We start from the raw sequence: 18,327 nt of genomic DNA, 5'->3' as shown, positions 1-18,327 counted from the left end.
TTGGGGGAAACCTTGGCAACTTACGCCATCGGAGATATTCAGGGGTGCTTTGCTGCATTTCAAAGCCTTCTCAAGAAAATCGATTTTTGTGCTGACCGCGATAAGCTCTGGCTTGCTGGAGATTTGGTCCACCGGGGCGAGGACAGCCTGAGCACTCTGCGTTTTCTCTACGAACACCGCCAGCAGGTGACTGCGGTACTGGGCAACCACGACCTCCACTTGCTGGCGCTCGCCCACGGCGCTAAGCCCCTATCCGAAAAAGAGCATGACCTGGCCAAAGTCTTGAGGGCCAAGGACGCGGATAGATTACTGGAGTGGCTGCAAAGCCTTCCTCTTCTTGTGCACAAGAAGGGCTACACGATGGTGCATGCGGGTATTCCCCCCATTTGGAGTGTTACAAAAGCCCAGAAACTCGCCTCCGAGGTACATAAAGCCCTAGCCGATGCCGCCATGGCCAAGGCCTACTTTTATGGCATGTACGGCAATGAACCGCACTGTTGGAATGACCATTTGATCGGTATCGAGCGCCTGCGCTCCATTACCAATTATTTCACCCGAATGCGCTTTTGTAAGGAAGATGGCACCCTGGACCTAATCCACAAACAGGGAATCCAGGCCTCTCACGGTGAATACCAACCCTGGTTTAGCTTTCCCAAGCGAAAAACTAAAAACGACAAAATTATTTTTGGACACTGGGCTGCTCTGGAGGGGCGTGCAGACACCGAAAATATCTATGCGCTAGATACTGGCTGTGTCTGGGGCGGCTATCTGACGGCTATGCGCTTAAGCGATGAAGAGTTCTTTTGTACAGATTGCAGTTTGTAAAAACTGCTAAAATACCCATAGCGTTAAATAGCAAAGTACAAAGTTTATAACCCCTGATTAATAATCATCAGATGATTGTTGCCAGCCAACAAGCCTGGCAACAATCAGTACTTAACTACTCAGCACTATAGCCTTTAGGGTTCTTATACTGCCAGCGCCAGATATCTTCCACCATACGTACCAAATCGTACTCAGCCTTCCAGCCCAATTCCTTCTCAGCCAGCTCTGGATCCGCGTAACACTCCGCAATATCGCCGGGCCTTCTCGGCGCTATGTGATAGGGAATCTCTCTTTCACTGGCACGCTCAAAAGCCCGCACAACTTCCAATACAGAGCTCCCCTGTCCAGTGCCCAGGTTGTGGGTATAACAGCCCTCTTCAGTATTTTCTTTACGAATTAAATTCAGTGCCGCCAAGTGTCCCCGAGCCAGATCCACTACGTGAATATAATCTCGCACACCAGTGCCATCCACGGTATCGTAGTCTCCACCAAAAACTTGTAACTGCTTCAATCTACCTACCGCCACTTGCGAGACATAGGGCAATAAGTTGTTCGGTATACCACTGGGGTCCTCGCCAATAGTGCCACTTTCATGGGCACCAATAGGGTTGAAATAACGCAACAAGCTCACTTTCCACTGGCTATTTGGCGCTGCGCAAAGGTCCCGCAGCATGTTTTCCACAATTAATTTACTCGACCCATAGGGGTTGGTTGCACCCGTGGGGAAATCCTCTTTGATTGGCACGCTCTCAGGATCGCCATAAACCGTGGCCGATGAACTGAAGATCAGGCGACGAACCCCAAATTCCTCCATCACCTCACACAGAGTCAAAGTTCCGGCCACATTATTCTGGTAATAGCGCAGAGGCTGTGCAACAGATTCACCGACCGCCTTCAATCCTGCAAAGTGGATTACCGCGTCAATCTCATGCTTGGAAAATACTTTGTGCAAGGCCTCTTTATCACCAATATCCAGCTGGTAGAAAGGTATACTTTTCCCACTGATTAGCTCCACCCGCCGCAGGGCTTCCTCGCTACTATTCGATAAATTATCCACAACGACGGTTTCAAAGCCGGCAGCGAGCAACTCTATACAAGTATGACTGCCAATATAGCCAGCACCACCTGTCACTAAAATTGCCATTTGCACTCCTCAATATTTCTCTAATAGCCAATATGGCCCGTAGTAAAACGTAAAACAGCCGCTTAATTCAACCTATATAAGTGACATTCCGCTGCCTGAGTGGAACAGAAAGCTATGCTGGAAAAGCTGGAGTTCATTCATCGCTTGCTTCAGCAAAGAACAAAGTTCACAACGGCAATAACGATAGAGCTTCACGCCAAGCGTATCCCAAACAAGACCTGGACTTTACCGCTCATGCACTACGCGTCCCAATGGGACAAGTCGCCCAGAAACAGCTGTCACGAGCGCAAAAAATCCTAACAGAAGCAGGAAGCTGAGCTAAATCCAGTAGGCTACAGGGAGGTAGACACCATGACAATTTTTAATCACTACCTGGAGAGGTACGAATCCATCCAGGATGAGGAACTCAGCATCCAGGAATATCTGGAACTCTGTAAGACAGACCGCAGCGCCTACGCGTCACCGGCCGAGAGGATGCTGATGGCTATCGGCGAGGCCGAGCTGATAGATACCTCGCGAGACCCACGCCTATCACGTATTTTCTGCAACAAAGTCATTAAGCGCTACAAGGCCTTCGGTGAATTCTATGGCATGGAGGAGGCCATAGAGCAAATTGTCTCCTTCTTCCGCCACGCCGCCCAGGGGCTGGAGGAGAAGAAACAAATCCTGTACCTGTTGGGACCCGTTGGTGGCGGGAAATCCTCCCTTGCCGAACGCCTTAAAGCGCTTATGGAGCAGGTGCCAATCTACGCCATTAAGGGCTCACCGGTATTTGAGTCTCCCTTGAGCCTGTTCTCTCCCAGCGAAGACGGCCGCATCCTTGAGGAGGACTACGGCATTGCCCGCCGCTATGTTAATACCATTATGTCTCCCTGGTCGGTTAAACGATTACACGAATTCAAAGGGGATATTAGTCAATTTCGTGTCGTAAAAATCCGCCCATCGATTCTCGACCAAGTTGCCATCTCGAAAACCGAACCCGGTGATGAGAACAACCAGGATATCTCCTCCCTGGTCGGTAAAATCGATATTCGCAAGCTCGAAGACTTTCCACAGAATGATCCAGACGCCTATAGTTTTTCTGGCAGCTTATGCCGCGCCAATCAGGGGCTGATGGAGTTTGTCGAGATGTTTAAGGCCCCGATCAAAGTGCTTCACCCCCTGCTGACCGCAACACAGGAAGGCAATTACAACAGCACCGAAGGGCTGGGATCTATTCCGTTCAACGGTACAATTCTTGCGCACTCCAACGAGTCCGAATGGCAGTCTTTCCGCAATAACCGCAACAATGAAGCATTTCTGGATAGAATTTATATCGTCAAGGTGCCCTACTGTGTGCGGGTTCAGGAGGAAATTCGAATTTACCAAAAGCTGTTGGAAAACAGCTCTCTATCGAAAGCGCCCTGCGCACCGGACACCCTGCGAATGCTGGCACAATTCTCTGTGCTATCGAGAATTAAAAATCCGGAAAATTCGAGTCTTTACTCAAAGATGCGTATTTATGATGGGGAAAACCTCAAAGATACAGACCCCAAGGCAAAAACCATCCAAGAGTACAGAGATAATGCCGGTGTCGATGAGGGGATGACCGGCCTATCGACCCGTTTCTCCTTTAAGATACTCTCCAAAGTCTTCAACTTTGATGCCACCGAGGTCGCCGCCAACCCGGTTCACCTGCTCTACGTGCTGGAGCAGCAAATAGAACAGGAGCAGTTCCCACCGGAAATCCAGGAAACCTATCTGGGATTTATCAAGGAATACCTGGCACCAAGGTATGTGGAGTTTATTGGTAAGGAAATTCAGACCGCCTATCTCGAATCTTACGCAGAGTACGGCCAAAATCTCTTTGATCGCTATGTAACCTACGCCGACTTTTGGATACAGGACCAGGAGTACCGCGATCCAGAAACCGGGGAAATACTCGATCGCAGCGCCCTGAATGAAGAACTGGAAAAGACCGAGAAGCCCGCAGGAATTTCTAACCCGAAAGATTTCCGCAATGAAATAGTCAACTTTGTCCTCCGCGCCAGAGCCAACAATCAGGGGAAAAACCCCGATTGGCGCTCCTATGAAAAACTGCGCGCCGTTATTGAGAAGAAAATGTTCTCCAATACAGAGGATCTACTGCCGGTCATATCCTTCAACACCAAGGCCTCGGCAGATGATAAACGCAAGCATGCTGACTTCGTTGAACGCATGGTTGAACGCGGCTATACAGAAAAACAAGTGCGACTGTTATCCGAGTGGTATCTGCGCGTGAGGAAATCCCAGTAGTAAGGCGCTCTCACCAAAAAAATGTGTATAAATACAAGGGAGCCAAACGCGAATACAGCTTAGATTATTAATTCATAGGGAGCTTCTAAATAATTATGCAGTATCTCTACGGACTTTGAAGGCGGCAAAGGTTGGCACGGCTCAGCGCGAATGACCATACTAGTTTGCAAGAGCGGCAATATTACAGCTGCAACCTTCAAGGCACACCGTTCGAGAGTTTTAGCAGCTCCCCAGGGGGATATGCCGATGCCTTAGCTTGGCAGCCCCTGTGAGGAATTTTCTGAATAGATTGATGGCGATGGATGCCAGTAAGCTTTATTCCGAACAAAGGCAGAAATATGAGCTATATCATCGACCGCCGTTTGAATGGAAAGAAAAAAAGTACTGTTAACCGGCAGCGTTTCTTGAGGCGCTACAAAGCTCATATTAAGAAAGCTGTCGGCGATGCGATGAACAGCCGCTCCATTATGGATATGGACAAGGGTGAGCGTATCAGTATTCCCACCCGGGATATCAGTGAGCCGCTTTTTTCCCACGGCAATGGTGGACACATTGAACGGGTACTTCCCGGGAACAAAAAATTTACCGCTGGCGATCGAATTCCGCGCCAGGGACAGAGAGGTGGCAAAGGAAGTGGTGGAGGCGCCGGAGATAGCGGCGAGGGCGTGGACGATTTCGTCTTTCAAATCTCCCAGGAGGAGTTCCTCGACTTTATGTTTGAAGGGCTACAACTGCCCAATATGATCAAGCAGCGCCTGGCCGGTAACGAATCCTTTCAGATAGTACGCGCCGGCATTAGCAATGAGGGAACACCGGGCCGTCTCAACGTTATTCGCTCTCTCAGGGCGGCTCATGCCAGACGTATTGCGCTGACCAGTAGTAAACGAAGAAACCTGCGCAATTTAGAGGAAGACCTCTGCCAGGAAGAACACAAAGATAGCGCACTGCGGGATCAACGGAAGATTGAGGCCCTGAAGAGCCAGATTGCCGAACTTCGCAGCCGTATCAATCGGGTTCCCTTTCTCGACGATTTTGACCTGAAATATAACCTGCTGATTCGCCAGCCCAAACCCCGCTCAAGGGCAGTGATGTTCTGCCTGATGGACGTATCCGGCTCAATGAATCAAGCCACCAAGGATATGGCCAAGCGCTTCTTCCTGCTTCTATATCTATTCCTACAGCGCAGTTACGAATATACCGAAGTGGTATTTATTCGCCATCACACGAGCGCGAAAGAAGTTGACGAAGAGGAATTTTTCTATTCCCGCGAGACAGGCGGCACCATTGTTTCCAGTGCACTGAAATTAATGCGGCGTATTATGCGCGACCGCTATCCCGCCAGCGAATGGAATATCTACGGCGCCCAGGCCTCAGATGGCGATAACTGGAACGATGACTCAAGTACCTGCCATCGAATCCTAATCGACGACATTATGCCCCATGTGCAGTACTACTCTTATGTGGAAATTACTCCCAGGGATCACCAGGCGCTATGGGAGGAGTATGAAAGTGTACGCACTTTATTCCCCAACCACTTTGCCATGGAGCAGATTGTCGATGTACAGGATATCTATCCGGTATTCCGGCAACTGTTTCGCCAGAAGGTGACCGCCTGATGCTCGACAAATTTGCCAGTGGCGCTGAAGCGCCCGAATCTGACTCGCCCCAGCCCATATCCACCAGCTCGGAATGGACTTTTGAACTCATTCAGGAATACGACCGCGCCATCGGCGCACTGGCAGAAGAGTTTGGCCTGGACACCTATCCCAACCAGATTGAAGTTATCTGCTCTGAGCAGATGATGGACGCCTACTCCTCTGTCGGTATGCCGGTGGGCTACCACCACTGGTCTTTTGGCAAGCAATTTATCAGTGTCGAAAATAATTATCAGCGTGGCTTAATGGGCTTGGCCTATGAAATAGTCATCAATTCAAACCCCTGTATTGCCTATCTCATGGAAGAAAACACCATGACGATGCAGGCTTTAGTGATCGCCCACGCCTCCTATGGGCACAACTCCTTCTTTAAAGGCAATTATCTGTTCCGCTCCTGGACAGATGCCAGCAGTATTATCGACTACCTGATCTTCGCCAAAAACTATATTTCCCGCTGTGAAGAGCGCTACGGGCTCGATGAAGTCGAAGCCATTCTCGATTCTTGCCACGCCTTAATGAACTACGGTGTGGACCGCTATAAGCGCCCCTACCCTATTTCCGCCATTGAAGAGGAGCGCCAGCAACAGGAGCGGGAGGAGTACCGCCAGAGACAGCTCAATGATTTGTGGAGAACCATTCCCAAACTCGGCAACGGCGTTGAAGAAACTAAAGAAAAACGCTTTCCGGAAGAACCGCAAGAAAACATTCTGTATTTTATCGAGAAAAATGCCCCGCTACTGGAAAACTGGCAGCGCGAACTGGTACGCATCGTGCGCAAATTGGCCCAGTATTTTTATCCACAGCGACAAACCCAGGTGATGAATGAGGGCTGGGCAACCTTCTGGCACTACACGCTGTTAACCGAGCTGTATAAGCGCGGCCGTGTTACCGAAGGCTTTATGATGGAGTTTCTGCAAAGTCATACCAATGTGATCTATCAGCCCGCTTTTGACAGCCCCCACTACAGCGGCATTAATCCCTATACCCTGGGTTTCAGTATTTTTAGCGATCTGCGGCGCATCTGTGAAAGCCCCACTGAAGAGGATCACCGCTGGTTCCCAGATATCGCCGGCAGTAATTGGCGCGAAACCCTCCAGTTCGCCATGCGCGATTTCAAGGATGAAAGTTTTATTTTGCAGTTCCTATCTCCCAAGGTTATGCGAGATATGAAACTGTTTTGTATTAGCGACAACGACAAAGAAAACGATATTATTGTCAGCGCCATTCACGATGAAAATGGTTATCGCCAGTTGCGGGAAAACCTGGCGGGCCAATACAACCTGGGCAATCGGGAACCCAACATCCAAGTATATTCAGTGGATACCCGCGGTGATCGTTCACTGACTTTGCACCACACGCAGCATCGCCGCCGCCCCCTGGGTAAGGACACCCAGGAAGTACTCAAGCATCTCCACCGTCTGTGGGGCTTCGATGTCCACCTGCACAGCCTGGACGGAAGTCAAGTTACCGCCAGCTGTCACTGCCCTGAGCAGGGCCGGGATCGCTCGGAAGGCGAGGAGGAGTCTATGTTGATACCGAAACCTATTTAGGTTTCAGCGCAGGACTGTAGCACTACCAGTCCCGCACAGAAGGGAAGTCATACCGAGTAGCAAAAGGCGCTACTTAGGCATCGGCTTCCAGCAAAAGCTTGGCCTTTGCAGAAAGCTCACTGTGTTCAGAGCGGCGTGTCAGCAGGGCATCCGCTCCGGCATCCAGCCAGCGAGCCCTCTCGCTATCGTCATCAGAGGGCACAACCAGAATACTCAGATTTGAGTACTCACTGCGGGATCTGAGGTAGTCCAACACTTGAAAACCACTCTCGCCCAACAACCCGGTATCCACTACCAGCAGTGCCGGCTTGGCGCTCGCCATCAGGATACCGGCGGAGAAACTATCACCGGCCACTTCAACATCACAGCCAATTTGCTGAAGCGCCTGGCGCCCGCTTGAAGTCAACTCAGAATCTGTCGTCAAAAGAAGTACTTTGCGACTGGGAACTGCCAGGTCGTTTGGAACCGGCATTGAGTTGTCCCGCAGGAAGCCTACAAAGTCCTCCACACAGATACGGTGATCACCGCGTCCTGGAAGTTTGTATGCCTTGAGTTGCCCACGCTCAATCCAGCGAATCACCGTTCGGAAGTTAACACCGCAGTACCTGGCTGCTTCCCCGGTGGTTAGCACATGTAATTCGCTCATCTTTATTCTCCCCAACAACTGCGATTAAAAGAAGAACAGTCCAACTCCCCGAAAGTATCCTCTGCCCCTCAGAGTTACACGCGAAATTATCCTGTCCAGCCGAACCGCCCCTTTAAATTATGCTGTTTAAGGCTGCAAACCCAGCCCGAAATTCGGTCCATGTAATTTATTAACGAACAGCCGAACAACCCCCTCAAAAAATACTAATAGATATAGTTGACAGGTATGACAGGTTTCTTAGAATGACACTAGATTCGTGACTCGGGACTTGTCACGCGATCCTTCCCAGTGGTGTGGCTGTTAAGTCAGAGCCCCCACAGTTAGCAGAGAAATGTTTGCTAAGCGAATACCCTAAGACCCTGGGCCCCCTTGTTTTTTCGGGGCCTTTTTTTTATCTTGCCGGGACTTCTTATTTCCCTACCCCGCTTCTCTGCCCAGCAATCAAGCCTGGGACAGCGCCGGAACAAATGGACTTATGGCTGCACAATTATCTACCGGATTGCCGGTCTCTCCAGCCCTGGAGCAAATTTCTTGAAGATCTACCTAGTTGGCGGCGCAGTGCGCGACAAGCTTTTAAATCGACCCGTCACCGAGCGCGACTGGGTAGTGGTTGGGGCCAGTGCAGCTAGAATGCTGGACCTAGGATACAGCCCCGTAGGCAAAGATTTTCCAGTATTTCTCCACCCGGAAACGGGCGAGGAGTACGCTCTCGCCCGCACCGAAAGAAAGAGCGGTCACGGCTACGGCGGTTTTACCGTTAATGCCGATGCCAATATCACCCTGGAAGAGGATCTTCTGCGGCGGGATCTCACCATTAATGCCATCGCAGAAGACACGGATGGCAAGCTGATCGACCCTTATGGTGGGCAGAAAGATCTGGCGTCGCGGCTTTTGCGCCACGTTTCCCCCGCCTTTGCCGAGGACCCGCTAAGGGTACTGCGGGTGGCTCGCTTTGCCGCCCGCTACCACCACCTGGGCTTTACCGTTGCCCCTGAAACCATGGCGCTGATGCGCCAAATGGTGGACGCCGGTGAGCTGCAATACCTGGTGGCCGAGAGGGTCTGGAAAGAGGTCAGCCGGGCTATAACCGAGCCAGATCCCGATATTTTTATCCGGGTGCTGCGGCAGTGTGGCGCCCTATCTGTACTTTTGCCGGAGCTGGAGCAGCTCTTTGGCGTCCCCCAACCGCCCAAGCACCACCCTGAAGTGGACACCGGCGAACACGTGCTACTGGCCCTGCGCACAGCCCCGGCAGAACTCCCCCTGCGTTTTGCGGTACTGCTACACGACCTGGGCAAGGGACTGACTCCCGAGGAAATTCTCCCCAGCCACCACGGCCACGAGTCCGCCGGAGTCCCCCTGGTAAAGGCCGTCTGTGAGCGCTGGCGCACCCCGAAAGACCTGACCGCCCTGGCTGTCGGGGTCTGTGAGTATCACCTGCATTGCCACAGGGCGTTCGAGTTGCGCCCACAGACCATTATGAAAATGATCCGCAGCCTGGATGCCCTGCGGCGGCCCGAGCGATTTGAGAACTTCCTGCGCGCCTGTGAGGCGGACGCCCGGGGTCGCGAGGGGCTAGAAGATAGAGATTATCCACAGGTGGACTTTTTGCGCGCCGCCCGCGAGGCGGCAGCGGCAGTAACTGCCGAGGAATTGATTAAACAGGGCTACCAGGGGGCGAAGCTGGGGCAGGCACTGGACCGGGAGCGCATCAGGGCAATCGCCAAAGTAAAGGGTGCCTACAGTGCGTAATGTATTGATTACCGGCGCCGCCGCGCGCCTGGGCCGCGCCATTGCCGAAGAGCTGCACAAAGATCACCGGGTTATTATTCACTATCGCCACTCGGCAGATGCTGCCAAGGCCCTGGCAAACGAGCTGAACCAACTTCGTCCCAATTCTGCCATAGCAGTGCACAGTGAATTAAATAGCGCCGAAGCCTGCTCAAATCTGGCCCGGCGCGCGCAGGAGGTCTGGGGCGCTATTGATGTACTGGTCAACAACGCCTCGGCATTCCACCCCACCCCTGTGGGAGAGGCGAGCGAAGAGGATTGGGACCGGCTGGTAGGCAGCAATCTCAAAGCCCCCTTCTTTCTCACCCAGGCCCTGAAAGAAAGCCTCAGCCAACAACAGGGCTGTGTGGTTAATATGGCAGATATTCACGCCGAACGCCCGATGCCCGAGCACACTATTTACTGTGCCGCCAAGGCCGGGCTGGTCATGCTGACAAAGAGCCTCGCTCTGGAGTTAGCGCCACAGATTCGGGTCAATGCGGTTGCGCCCGGTGCCATTCTGTGGCCAGAGCAAGAAGCCACCAACGAAAGCAAGAAAGTACAAATCACCCAGCGCATTCCTTTGGCCCGCACCGGTGACCCCAGCGATATCGCCAAAACCGTGCGCTTCCTGGTCTGTGATGCCCCCTATATCAACGGCCAGGTTATTGCTGTTGACGGTGGCCGCAACCTCAATATCTAGAGCGGTCCAACCAATATCTAAAACAGTCCAACAACGGGGCTTCACTTCAATTTCACCGGCACTCTGTCAGAATATTTGGCAACTTACTCTGCCACAAGAGGTTTGCCGGTGCCCTCACTGAAGATATTGCTGATTGAAGATAACCCCACTATCGCCCGCCAGCTTGCCGAATTCCTGCACGCTGAGGGCTGGCAGATAGATTATGCCCACCGGGGCCGCCAGGGTTTACAGCTGGCCCTGGAACAAATCTTCGACCTGATTATTCTCGACCTGGGTCTGCCGGATATGGATGGCTTGGAGGTCTGCGAAAAAATCAAGGCACAAGCGCCCGTTAATATGCCCATTCTGATGTTAACGGCCCGCGATGCTCTCGCAGATAAAGAGCTCGGATTTGGTATCGGTGCCGATGACTACTTATGTAAGCCCTTCGAACCAAGGGAACTGATACTGAGATGCCGCGCCCTGGCCCGCAGACACCAGCTGCATACCAGTGAAGAAATTAAGGTCGGTGATTTACACATAAACCAGCGCCAGCAAACCGCCTACCGGGCTAAACAGCCTCTGCCCCTGACAACTATCGGTTTCCGCATTCTCACTATGCTCGCCCAGGCGTCGCCTGCACCAGTAAGCCGCTCGGCAATCATCCACCATATTTGGGGTGACGAACCACCGGAAACAGACGCTTTAAAATCCCATATTTATACTCTGCGCCAAGCATTAGATAAGCCTTTCCAGACTCCCATGTTGAAAACCATCACCAATCTCGGTTATCAGTTGGAAATTCCCGATGCGCGCAACCAGTAATTTACAGAGGAAGGTCTTCGCTATCTTTGGCAGTTTTACCCTACTGCTATGTTTGGTGTTTTTTGCCATTTGTATGATGGTGGCCTATGTAGTTGAAGACCATTTACTCGATAACTTACTGGCCGGGGAAGTCCGCCACCTCGAACAGCAGGCAAAACTGACTAATACAACCCCAGAGCCACGCCTACCCTATTTAACGCTATACACTGAAAGTAAGGTAATCCCGACCGAACTGCGCACTGCCCTGCCAAGCCACGCAGAAAAGGCTGAATGGTTTAGTGATACGGAACATCACTTCCATCTACGCAGGGTACATTTTGCAGACAACAAATCCGCCGTTCTCGTAGCTGAAGTCAGTGAATTGCTCACTGTTACGCGGCAATCCTCACAGCTTCTGTGGCTCTTTGCCGGCGCCTGTATCTCAACCCTACTCTTAGCCCTCTACTGTGCTTATCGTATTTCCCGTAAAACCATCGCACCTGTAGTAACCCTGGCTAAAGCGGTTAAGCAGCAGAGAAACTGCGATTCTCAAATTTCCCTGCCCTATAGCAATGAACAAGATGAAATCGGGTATCTCGCCAGTACCTTGCAAGATACCCTTAACCAGCTCAAGCTAACATTGCGCAGAGAAACCGAATTTACCCGGGATACGAGCCATGAATTGCGCACCGGGCTAACCATTCTGAAAAGCACACTGGCTCTCAGTCAAAATCGGGAAATGACTAAGCCTGAGAGAAATGAGCTATTAGAAACTGTTAGCGGTATGGAAAAAACCGTTCAGACACTATTAGCTCTCGCCCGCTCAGAGTCTCTACAGCCGGAAGATATCCCATTGCGCGCTTTACTAGAGGAGCGTCTTTTAGTTCAACACCAGCTAATTGTACAAAAGCAGTTTAATGTTGATTTAAAGTTAGGACAAAAAGTCAGAGTCCTGGCCAACCGACACCTGGCAAGCCTACTATTCGACAACTTAATCAGCAATGCATTACAGCACGCTTCCAGCACTGAATTGGTTATTGTCTATAAAGAGAACACACTCTTGTTTGAGAACGCCACAGACAACCAATTAGATCTAGAAACCTCCCTCTTACCCGGCCAAAAAAGGGAAGGCAGTGACGGTATCGGTCAAGGCCTTTTCCTGGCCAGGAGAATCTGTGAAGCCTTAAATTGGACCATCTCTGTCCAATATCGAAAAAATATTTATCAGTGTGCACTGTCTTTTACACAGTAGTGTTCTAAGATTCAAATTTTTACCGTATGCGCTCGAGATGCACAGTGAATCGGCATCCATACCTTATACGATCCCGAGCGCAATTTACTCTTTCGTCCTAAATAGCGATTACAATCTCACCTGAATTTCACCTTCCACCCGTTATTCTCCTGCGAACTCACTAGAAGATTTTCCGCCTGCTAGCGCAATTTTGGAGATTAATATGTTGAAGAAAATTTTTATTTCCCTGGCACTGACTTTGTCCGTCTTTTTTGCTTTTATTATTTGGGTTAAGGGCCTGATTCCAGCCCAAGAGCAGGACTTTTCCACTACGATGGTCAGTGACCTGGCGTATTTACAACAATTACCCAGGGAAAGCCGAGGGAAAATCTTAGCTGTTGTCACCAGCACTGCAACCATGGGAGATAGTGGCAAGGCGACTGGCTATGAATTAACGGAACTGGCACGCCCCTATTACATCTTTTCGGCCAACGGATTTATTGTCGATATTGCCAGTCCCAAGGGCGGCAAACCGCCTGCGGTGATCGATAAAGATGATCTGGGGCCTTTCGACTACGCCTTTCTCAACGACCCGGAAGCGCAGCAAAAGGTCAATCGCAGTATTCCTATCGATCAGGTATCCGCAGAGGATTATCAGGCTGTATTTTTTGTCGGCGGTAAAGGCACCATGTTCGATTTCCCCGACAACCCCCATATTCAGTCCCTGGTGCGGGAAATCTATAGCAGCGGCAAAGTTATCGGCGCGGTATGCCACGGGCCAGCGGCACTTGCCAATGTCACTCTGGATAATGGCGAGCCCTTAATCGCCGATCGGCAGATCAGTGCTTTTACTAACGAAGAGGAGCTTTTTCTTATTCCCGACGCCGAGCAACGATTTCCCTTCCTGCTGGAGGATCGCTTACGCGAGCAGGGCGCGTTTTTTCAGGCTGGGCCCATTTACCTGGAACAAGTCAGCGTGGATGGCCAGCTTATTACCGGGCAAAACCCCTGGTCCACCTGGCTGGCGGCTGAGAGTATGGTAAGGGCGATGGGCTATACCCCAGTTCCACGCCAGGTCACCCCGGCGGAACAAACCGTCGAATTGCTACTCGCTTATGAGCAGCGGGGCTTTGCCGAAGCCGCACAAGAATTGCAAAAACTGCAAAAGAAAGGGGAATTAGATCAGCGCCTACTGGCTATGCACGGTGTTGTCTCTGCGATGCGCTGGGAGCCGGGCAAGGCCCTGGACATAATCAGACTGCTGTCCAAGAGCCAGGATTGATAGAGCCCTCAAAAAGCCAACTAGCCAGCCTGATCCAGCGGCTGGCCGTTTTCATCCACAAATAATACATCGCGAATGCTGAGTTTTTGCCCCTGGGCATTCTGCACGGCCATTTCAGGGATAGGCTCGCCGCTGTTTTTATCAATCAGATGCACGCCGTCTTTGTCGCCATTCCAGCGCAGGCTCCACTGGCGCAGGGCGATCACCGCCGTAAACAAATCGCGGCCTTTTTCCGTCAAGCGGTACTCGTAGCGGGTACCGTGTTCCCCCGCATCAAAGCGCATCAGCACCTCGTTTTCCACCAGGCGGGACAGGCGATCCACCAGGATGTTCTTGGCGATTCCCAGGTTGCGCTGGAAATCCACAAAACGGCGGTTACCCAGCATCGCCTGCTTAATTATCAGCAGGGACCACCAGTCCCCCACTTCATTCAGGGCACAGGCCAGGGAACAATCGAGATCATCAAAGCGTTTACGTGACATATAGGGAGCCTCTAAATAACTCCGTGATACCTCTGGCATGCAGAGCGGTTCACAATCAAGGCGCGGCTTCGCAGGAATGTCTAGACCTTTCAAGAAGTCGCAACGCGGAGTGTGAATCGCTCTGTAAGCCCCAAAAAGGGCATTGCGGAGTTATTCAGAGGCTCCCTGGCCATTATACCGACAAAAGGGTTGCTATACGAAACCAGATATTGAACTCATCGCCAAAATAAGGTCTTATAACGCAACCATTTTAATTGCGAGCAAGTGGGACCGATGGGTCCCAGTTTTGAATCAAGTATTCAGGAGAGAAACATGAGCGGTTCCCTGGACAGCCTGCTGCGTCCTTTCGAGCACAAATCCCTAAAATTGCGCAACCGGGTCACCATGGCCCCGATGACCCGCACCATGTCACCGGGCTACGCCCCCAATGACCAAGTGGCCGGCTACTACCGCCGCCGCGCCGAGGGCGAAGTGGGCCTGATTATTACCGAGGGCACTTTCGTTAATCACAAAGGCGCCAACGGCTACGAGAATGTACCGGCAATCTACGGCGATGACGCCCTGGCTGGCTGGAAAAAAGTGGTAGATGAAGTCCACGCTGCCGGCGGCCAGATAATTCCGCAGCTGTGGCATGTGGGCTCCGTGCGCAAAGAGGGCATAGGCCCGGATAAATCCGCACCCGGCTACTCCCCCTCAGGCCTGTTCAAACCCGGCAAGTCCAGCGGCCAGGCGATGAGTAAAGAGGATATCCAGGAAGTTGTGCAAGCCTTCGCAGATGCGGCAAAAGCTGCCAAGGAAATTGGCTTCGACGGTGTAGAAATTCACGGCGCCCACGGCTACCTGATCGACCAGTTTTTCTGGGAAGGCACCAACCAGCGCGATGACGAGTACGGCGGCTCCATCGAAAACCGCACCCGCTTTGCGGTGGAAATTATCAAAGCCGTGCGTGAAGCCGTGGGCGAAGATTTCGCCATAGTACTGCGCTACTCCCAGTGGAAGCAGCAGGATTACGACGCCAAACTGGCGCAAAATCCGGAAGAGCTAAAACGCTTCCTGACACCACTGGTTGAAGCCGGCGTCGATATTTTCCACGCCTCCACAAGACGTTTCTGGGTGCCAGAATTCGAGGGCTCCGATCTCAACCTGGCGGGCTGGACCAAGGAACTGACGGGAAAACCGGTAATTTCTGTCGGCAGTGTCGGCCTCGACGATGATTTTATCGGCGGCAATAACCAGGGCATGGGCGGCACCGCCAACCCCACCGACCTGGGTGAATTGACCCGCCGCATGGACAATCAGGAATTCGACCTGATTGCCGTTGGCCGCGCACTATTACAAGACCCCCACTGGTTCGCCAAGGTGCGTGAAGATCGCGCGGAGGAAATCACGCCGTTTACCAAAGAGGCGTTGATGAGTCTGAGTTAATTATTACAGACAAAAAAAGCAGCCCCCTAGGGCTGCTTTTTTATTGATATTTTTTTAAAAAATTATCGGAATCACGGCCAAATAAATTCTACCGGCCACAATTTCTGCGAAGCCTGGTCGTACTCATCCCACAGCTGTCGGTAAGTCTTTTGCGCAAGCGGGTGCAGCACTTGCGGAGCTATCTCTGCCAGAGGCTGCAAAACAAAGGCATTTTTTACAATCTCACCGCGAGGCAATGTTACCCCGTCGATAACCCCTGTCAGGTCATCGTAGGTAAGAATATCAATATCCAGGGTACGCGCGCTGAACTTGGGCCCGGAGCGCAGGCGGCCATTGGCATCTTCAATAGCGCGCAGACACGGGGCCAACTGCCCCAGCGGCAAGTCAGTTTGCAGCCCCACCACCAGGTTGTAAAAGTTATCGCCCTCGAAACCCACCGCCTCACTTTCGAAGACCCGGGACACCTGCAATTCGCCAAACTGCTCGGTTAGAGCGTCCAGCGCTGCGCGGATATACTGCGCGCGATTGATATTACTGCCGAGGCTGAGATACACCTGAGCCACGTTTACACTCCCGCAGACATCGCTGCTGCACCTTTTGTCGGCCTCTCGCCGCGCTCAATTATGACACCCACATCCCTGGACCCCCTGACCGCACCGGGCTTGGACAAACGCAGTCGCAGCCAGCTTACAGAAAACTCTTCCCTGACAATTGCCGCAGCCTGCTCCGCCATGGTCTCCACCAGCAGGAACTCACTGCTTTCAATAAAGGCGATCAAACGCTTGGCCACCGCCTTATAGTTAAGTGTGTACTCGATATTATCTGTGCGCGCCGCCTCACTGATATCGAAAGCCATCTCCAGATCGAGGCTGACCGTCTGGCGTACTTCCCGCTCCCAATCGTAAATACCAATAATGGTATTCACCTTTAAATCCCGTATATAAACAATATCCATTGATCGGCTCTTTTCTTTTTACTGCCAGGCTGTCCCTGGGATTTTTAAAGTTCGGTCTTGGGCAACTCTGTCATAGGCCAGCGCGGGCGCACATCGACCGCGAGGCCCGTCCGCTCCCCCGCCTGCAAGCGCAAGCTACCGGCATAGGCGATCATGGCGCCGTTATCGGTGCAGAACTCATGGCGCGGATAGTAAACACTGGCGTTATCCTTGCGCAGGCTCGTTTCCAAACGCTCACGCAATAATTTATTTGCGGAAACTCCACCGGCAATCACCAGGGTTTTATAGCCGGAAGCCTTAATGGCGCGACGACACTTAATCACCAGGGTGTCCACTACCGCCTCCTGGAAAGCCGCCGCAATATCCGCGCAGGTCTGCTCGTCCGGCAGGCCATCTTCGAGGGCGTGCTTGCGCACCGTTGTCAGGGTGAAAGTTTTGAGGCCTGAAAAACTGAAATCCAAGCCCGGCCGATCGGTCATAGGACGCGGGAAGGTAAAGCGCTTGGGATCTCCCCTCTCCGCCAGGGCCGCCAGACGCGGACCGCCGGGGTAATCCAGGTCGAGCATTTTGGCGGCCTTATCGAAGGCTTCGCCGGCGGCATCATCCAGGGACTCCCCCATCAGCTCGTAATCGCCGAGACCGCGCACCTCGACCAGCTGGGTGTGTCCGCCGGAAACCAGCAGAGCCACAAAGGGAAAGGCCGGTGGGTTATCCTCCAGCATCGGAGCCAGCAGGTGGCCCTCCATATGGTGCACGGCTACCGCCGGGATATCCCAGCCATAGGCCAGAGCGCGGGCCGCACAGGCCCCGACCATCAGCGCGCCCACCAGACCGGGACCGGCGGTATAGGCGATGCCGTCGAGGTCTGCGGGGCTGGTATCCGCCGCCTTCATAACCTGCCGGATCAGCGGCAGGAGCTTGCGCACATGATCGCGGCTCGCCAGTTCGGGGACGACACCGCCATAATCGGCGTGTAGGTCCACCTGACTGAACAGTGCATGGCCGAGTAAACCGGACTCAGAATCGTAAATAGCGACGCCAGTTTCATCGCAGGAAGTTTCTATACCAAGGACGCGCACTTGATTTCATTCTCGTGACTACTTCGAGGGGCGGTTATCATACTGGAAAATGGGGTTGCGATCCCGTATAGGAGTGTTTAGAATTTGCGCCCTCGCTGTGAACCGGCCACCGGATGCAACTGCGAGAGCATTGCCGGAATGGCCGAGAGAAACGAATTTTAACAGGTATCCTAATGCCCTCTGTACGAATCAAAGACAACGAACCTTTCGATATCGCCCTGCGCCGTTTCAAGCGCTCCTGTGAAAAAGCAGGCGTACTGTCTGAAGTACGTCGTCGCGAGTTCTACGAGAAGCCCACCGCTGTTCGTAAGCGCAAAGCTGCTGCCGCTGTTAAGCGTCACGCTAAAAAGCTTCAGCGCGAAAACCGCAAGTTCCAGCGTCTCTACTAAGAGCCGCAGGCTGCATAAGCCTGTCGCAGCGAGGCGGCCGAACGGGCTCAGCCCGTAGCGGAGCTATAAAGAACGGCGTGCGAGCCCTACTCGCGCGCCGTTTTGCGTTTGGGCTAAGGGGTTTTTCCACCCGG

The 18,327-nt window shown here is 52.5% G+C and carries 17 protein-coding genes; 11 read left to right on the top strand and 6 right to left on the bottom strand.

Annotated elements, in window-relative coordinates; all coding sequences use genetic code 11:
• The first annotated feature begins 12 nt into the window (after nt 1–12).
• Nucleotides 13–825 carry a symmetrical bis(5'-nucleosyl)-tetraphosphatase gene (locus tag ACJJIF_RS16980; RefSeq protein ID WP_444929507.1) on the top strand — a complete coding sequence of 271 codons (813 nt, stop codon included), beginning with the start codon at nt 13–15 and terminating at the stop codon, nt 823–825.
• Nucleotides 826–940: 115 nt separating this feature from the next.
• Here ACJJIF_RS16980 and galE read toward each other — a convergent pair whose 3' ends face one another.
• A complete protein-coding gene (gene galE, locus ACJJIF_RS16975) occupies nt 941–1,969 on the bottom strand; it encodes a UDP-glucose 4-epimerase GalE (RefSeq protein ID WP_444929506.1) in 1,029 nt (342 codons plus the stop codon).
• A gap of 351 nt (nt 1,970–2,320) precedes the next feature.
• On the opposite strand from galE, the gene ACJJIF_RS16970 reads away from it, so the two are divergent.
• The 3 genes from ACJJIF_RS16970 to ACJJIF_RS16960 all read left to right on the top strand — a co-directional run bounded on the left by ACJJIF_RS16970 (nt 2,321) and on the right by ACJJIF_RS16960 (nt 7,448).
• Entirely contained in the window at nt 2,321–4,243 is a 1,923-nt protein-coding gene (locus ACJJIF_RS16970; RefSeq protein WP_444929505.1) for a PrkA family serine protein kinase, read from the top strand.
• 338 nt (nt 4,244–4,581) lie between these two features.
• Nucleotides 4,582–5,859, top strand: a complete 1,278-nt coding sequence (locus ACJJIF_RS16965) for a YeaH/YhbH family protein (RefSeq protein ID WP_444929504.1) — start codon at nt 4,582–4,584, stop codon at nt 5,857–5,859.
• Nucleotides 5,859–7,448: a SpoVR family protein gene (locus tag ACJJIF_RS16960; RefSeq protein ID WP_444929503.1), complete on the top strand. Its 1,590-nt coding sequence runs from the start codon at nt 5,859–5,861 to the stop codon at nt 7,446–7,448. Before ACJJIF_RS16965 ends, ACJJIF_RS16960 begins: the two co-directional genes overlap by 1 nt.
• A gap of 73 nt (nt 7,449–7,521) precedes the next feature.
• Here ACJJIF_RS16960 and ACJJIF_RS16955 read toward each other — a convergent pair whose 3' ends face one another.
• A complete protein-coding gene (locus tag ACJJIF_RS16955) occupies nt 7,522–8,094 on the bottom strand; it encodes a helix-turn-helix domain-containing protein (protein ID WP_444929502.1) in 573 nt (190 codons plus the stop codon).
• Between the two features lie 531 nt (nt 8,095–8,625).
• Between ACJJIF_RS16955 and ACJJIF_RS16950 the strand changes: the two genes are divergently transcribed.
• The 5 genes from ACJJIF_RS16950 (at nt 8,626) to ACJJIF_RS16930 (ending at nt 13,863) form a co-directional block, all read left to right on the top strand.
• Nucleotides 8,626–9,846, top strand: a complete 1,221-nt coding sequence (locus ACJJIF_RS16950) for a multifunctional CCA addition/repair protein (RefSeq protein WP_444929501.1) — start codon at nt 8,626–8,628, stop codon at nt 9,844–9,846.
• Nucleotides 9,839–10,567, top strand: coding sequence for a pteridine reductase (locus ACJJIF_RS16945; protein WP_444929500.1), 729 nt, complete (start codon nt 9,839–9,841; stop codon nt 10,565–10,567). The genes ACJJIF_RS16950 and ACJJIF_RS16945 overlap by 8 nt, the downstream gene beginning before the upstream one ends.
• Before the next feature lie 108 nt (nt 10,568–10,675).
• Nucleotides 10,676–11,371: a response regulator transcription factor gene (locus ACJJIF_RS16940; RefSeq protein ID WP_444929499.1), complete on the top strand. Its 696-nt coding sequence runs from the start codon at nt 10,676–10,678 to the stop codon at nt 11,369–11,371.
• A complete protein-coding gene (locus tag ACJJIF_RS16935) occupies nt 11,355–12,602 on the top strand; it encodes a sensor histidine kinase (RefSeq protein ID WP_444929498.1) in 1,248 nt (415 codons plus the stop codon). Before ACJJIF_RS16940 ends, ACJJIF_RS16935 begins: the two co-directional genes overlap by 17 nt.
• A 202-nt stretch (nt 12,603–12,804) precedes the next feature.
• The gene (locus ACJJIF_RS16930) at nt 12,805–13,863 is read left to right on the top strand and encodes a type 1 glutamine amidotransferase domain-containing protein (protein WP_444929497.1); all 1,059 of its coding nucleotides are present in this window, start codon (nt 12,805–12,807) and stop codon (nt 13,861–13,863) included.
• 20 nt (nt 13,864–13,883) lie between these two features.
• Here ACJJIF_RS16930 and ACJJIF_RS16925 read toward each other — a convergent pair whose 3' ends face one another.
• Nucleotides 13,884–14,345 (bottom strand): winged helix-turn-helix transcriptional regulator, encoded by a 462-nt coding sequence (locus ACJJIF_RS16925; protein WP_444929496.1) that lies wholly within the window; start codon nt 14,343–14,345, stop codon nt 13,884–13,886.
• A 312-nt stretch (nt 14,346–14,657) separates the two neighbouring features.
• Here ACJJIF_RS16925 and ACJJIF_RS16920 point away from each other — a divergent pair, with 312 nt between their 5' ends.
• Nucleotides 14,658–15,770 carry an NADH:flavin oxidoreductase gene (locus ACJJIF_RS16920; RefSeq protein WP_444929495.1) on the top strand — a complete coding sequence of 371 codons (1,113 nt, stop codon included), beginning with the start codon at nt 14,658–14,660 and terminating at the stop codon, nt 15,768–15,770.
• A 71-nt stretch (nt 15,771–15,841) separates the two neighbouring features.
• On the opposite strand, the gene folK is transcribed toward ACJJIF_RS16920, so the two are convergent.
• From folK to tsaD, 3 genes are read right to left on the bottom strand one after another with little or no spacing between them, the layout of a single operon-like run.
• Complete coding sequence (gene folK / locus ACJJIF_RS16915) at nt 15,842–16,333, bottom strand: 2-amino-4-hydroxy-6-hydroxymethyldihydropteridine diphosphokinase (protein WP_444929494.1); 492 nt, start codon at nt 16,331–16,333, stop codon at nt 15,842–15,844.
• Nucleotides 16,334–16,335: 2 nt separating this feature from the next.
• A complete protein-coding gene (gene folB / locus ACJJIF_RS16910) occupies nt 16,336–16,725 on the bottom strand; it encodes a dihydroneopterin aldolase (RefSeq protein ID WP_444929493.1) in 390 nt (129 codons plus the stop codon).
• A gap of 44 nt (nt 16,726–16,769) precedes the next feature.
• Nucleotides 16,770–17,804, bottom strand: a complete 1,035-nt coding sequence (tsaD, locus tag ACJJIF_RS16905; RefSeq protein WP_444929492.1) for a tRNA (adenosine(37)-N6)-threonylcarbamoyltransferase complex transferase subunit TsaD — start codon at nt 17,802–17,804, stop codon at nt 16,770–16,772.
• Nucleotides 17,805–17,977: 173 nt separating this feature from the next.
• Here tsaD and rpsU point away from each other — a divergent pair, with 173 nt between their 5' ends.
• Entirely contained in the window at nt 17,978–18,193 is a 216-nt protein-coding gene (rpsU, locus tag ACJJIF_RS16900) for a 30S ribosomal protein S21 (RefSeq protein WP_020411530.1), read from the top strand.
• Nucleotides 18,194–18,327: the final 134 nt, after the last annotated feature.

The organism is Microbulbifer regidiadema (SeqCode), assembly GCF_052467605.1.
The sequence above is the reverse complement of the archived record's forward strand: the minus strand, read 5'-3'. Positions and strand labels throughout refer to the sequence as shown.

Coding starts and splice junctions, on each gene's coding strand:
- ACJJIF_RS16955 (WP_444929502.1), bottom strand. CDS start 8,094: ATGAGCGAATTACATGTGCTAACCACCGGGGAAGCAGCCAGGTACTGC.
- rpsU (WP_020411530.1), top strand. CDS start 17,978: ATGCCCTCTGTACGAATCAAAGACAACGAACCTTTCGATATCGCCCTG.
- ACJJIF_RS16965 (WP_444929504.1), top strand. CDS start 4,582: ATGAGCTATATCATCGACCGCCGTTTGAATGGAAAGAAAAAAAGTACT.
- ACJJIF_RS16930 (WP_444929497.1), top strand. CDS start 12,805: ATGTTGAAGAAAATTTTTATTTCCCTGGCACTGACTTTGTCCGTCTTT.
- ACJJIF_RS16935 (WP_444929498.1), top strand. CDS start 11,355: ATGCGCGCAACCAGTAATTTACAGAGGAAGGTCTTCGCTATCTTTGGC.
- ACJJIF_RS16970 (WP_444929505.1), top strand. CDS start 2,321: ATGACAATTTTTAATCACTACCTGGAGAGGTACGAATCCATCCAGGAT.
- ACJJIF_RS16960 (WP_444929503.1), top strand. CDS start 5,859: ATGCTCGACAAATTTGCCAGTGGCGCTGAAGCGCCCGAATCTGACTCG.
- galE (WP_444929506.1), bottom strand. CDS start 1,969: ATGGCAATTTTAGTGACAGGTGGTGCTGGCTATATTGGCAGTCATACT.
- folB (WP_444929493.1), bottom strand. CDS start 16,725: ATGGATATTGTTTATATACGGGATTTAAAGGTGAATACCATTATTGGT.
- ACJJIF_RS16925 (WP_444929496.1), bottom strand. CDS start 14,345: ATGTCACGTAAACGCTTTGATGATCTCGATTGTTCCCTGGCCTGTGCC.
- ACJJIF_RS16920 (WP_444929495.1), top strand. CDS start 14,658: ATGAGCGGTTCCCTGGACAGCCTGCTGCGTCCTTTCGAGCACAAATCC.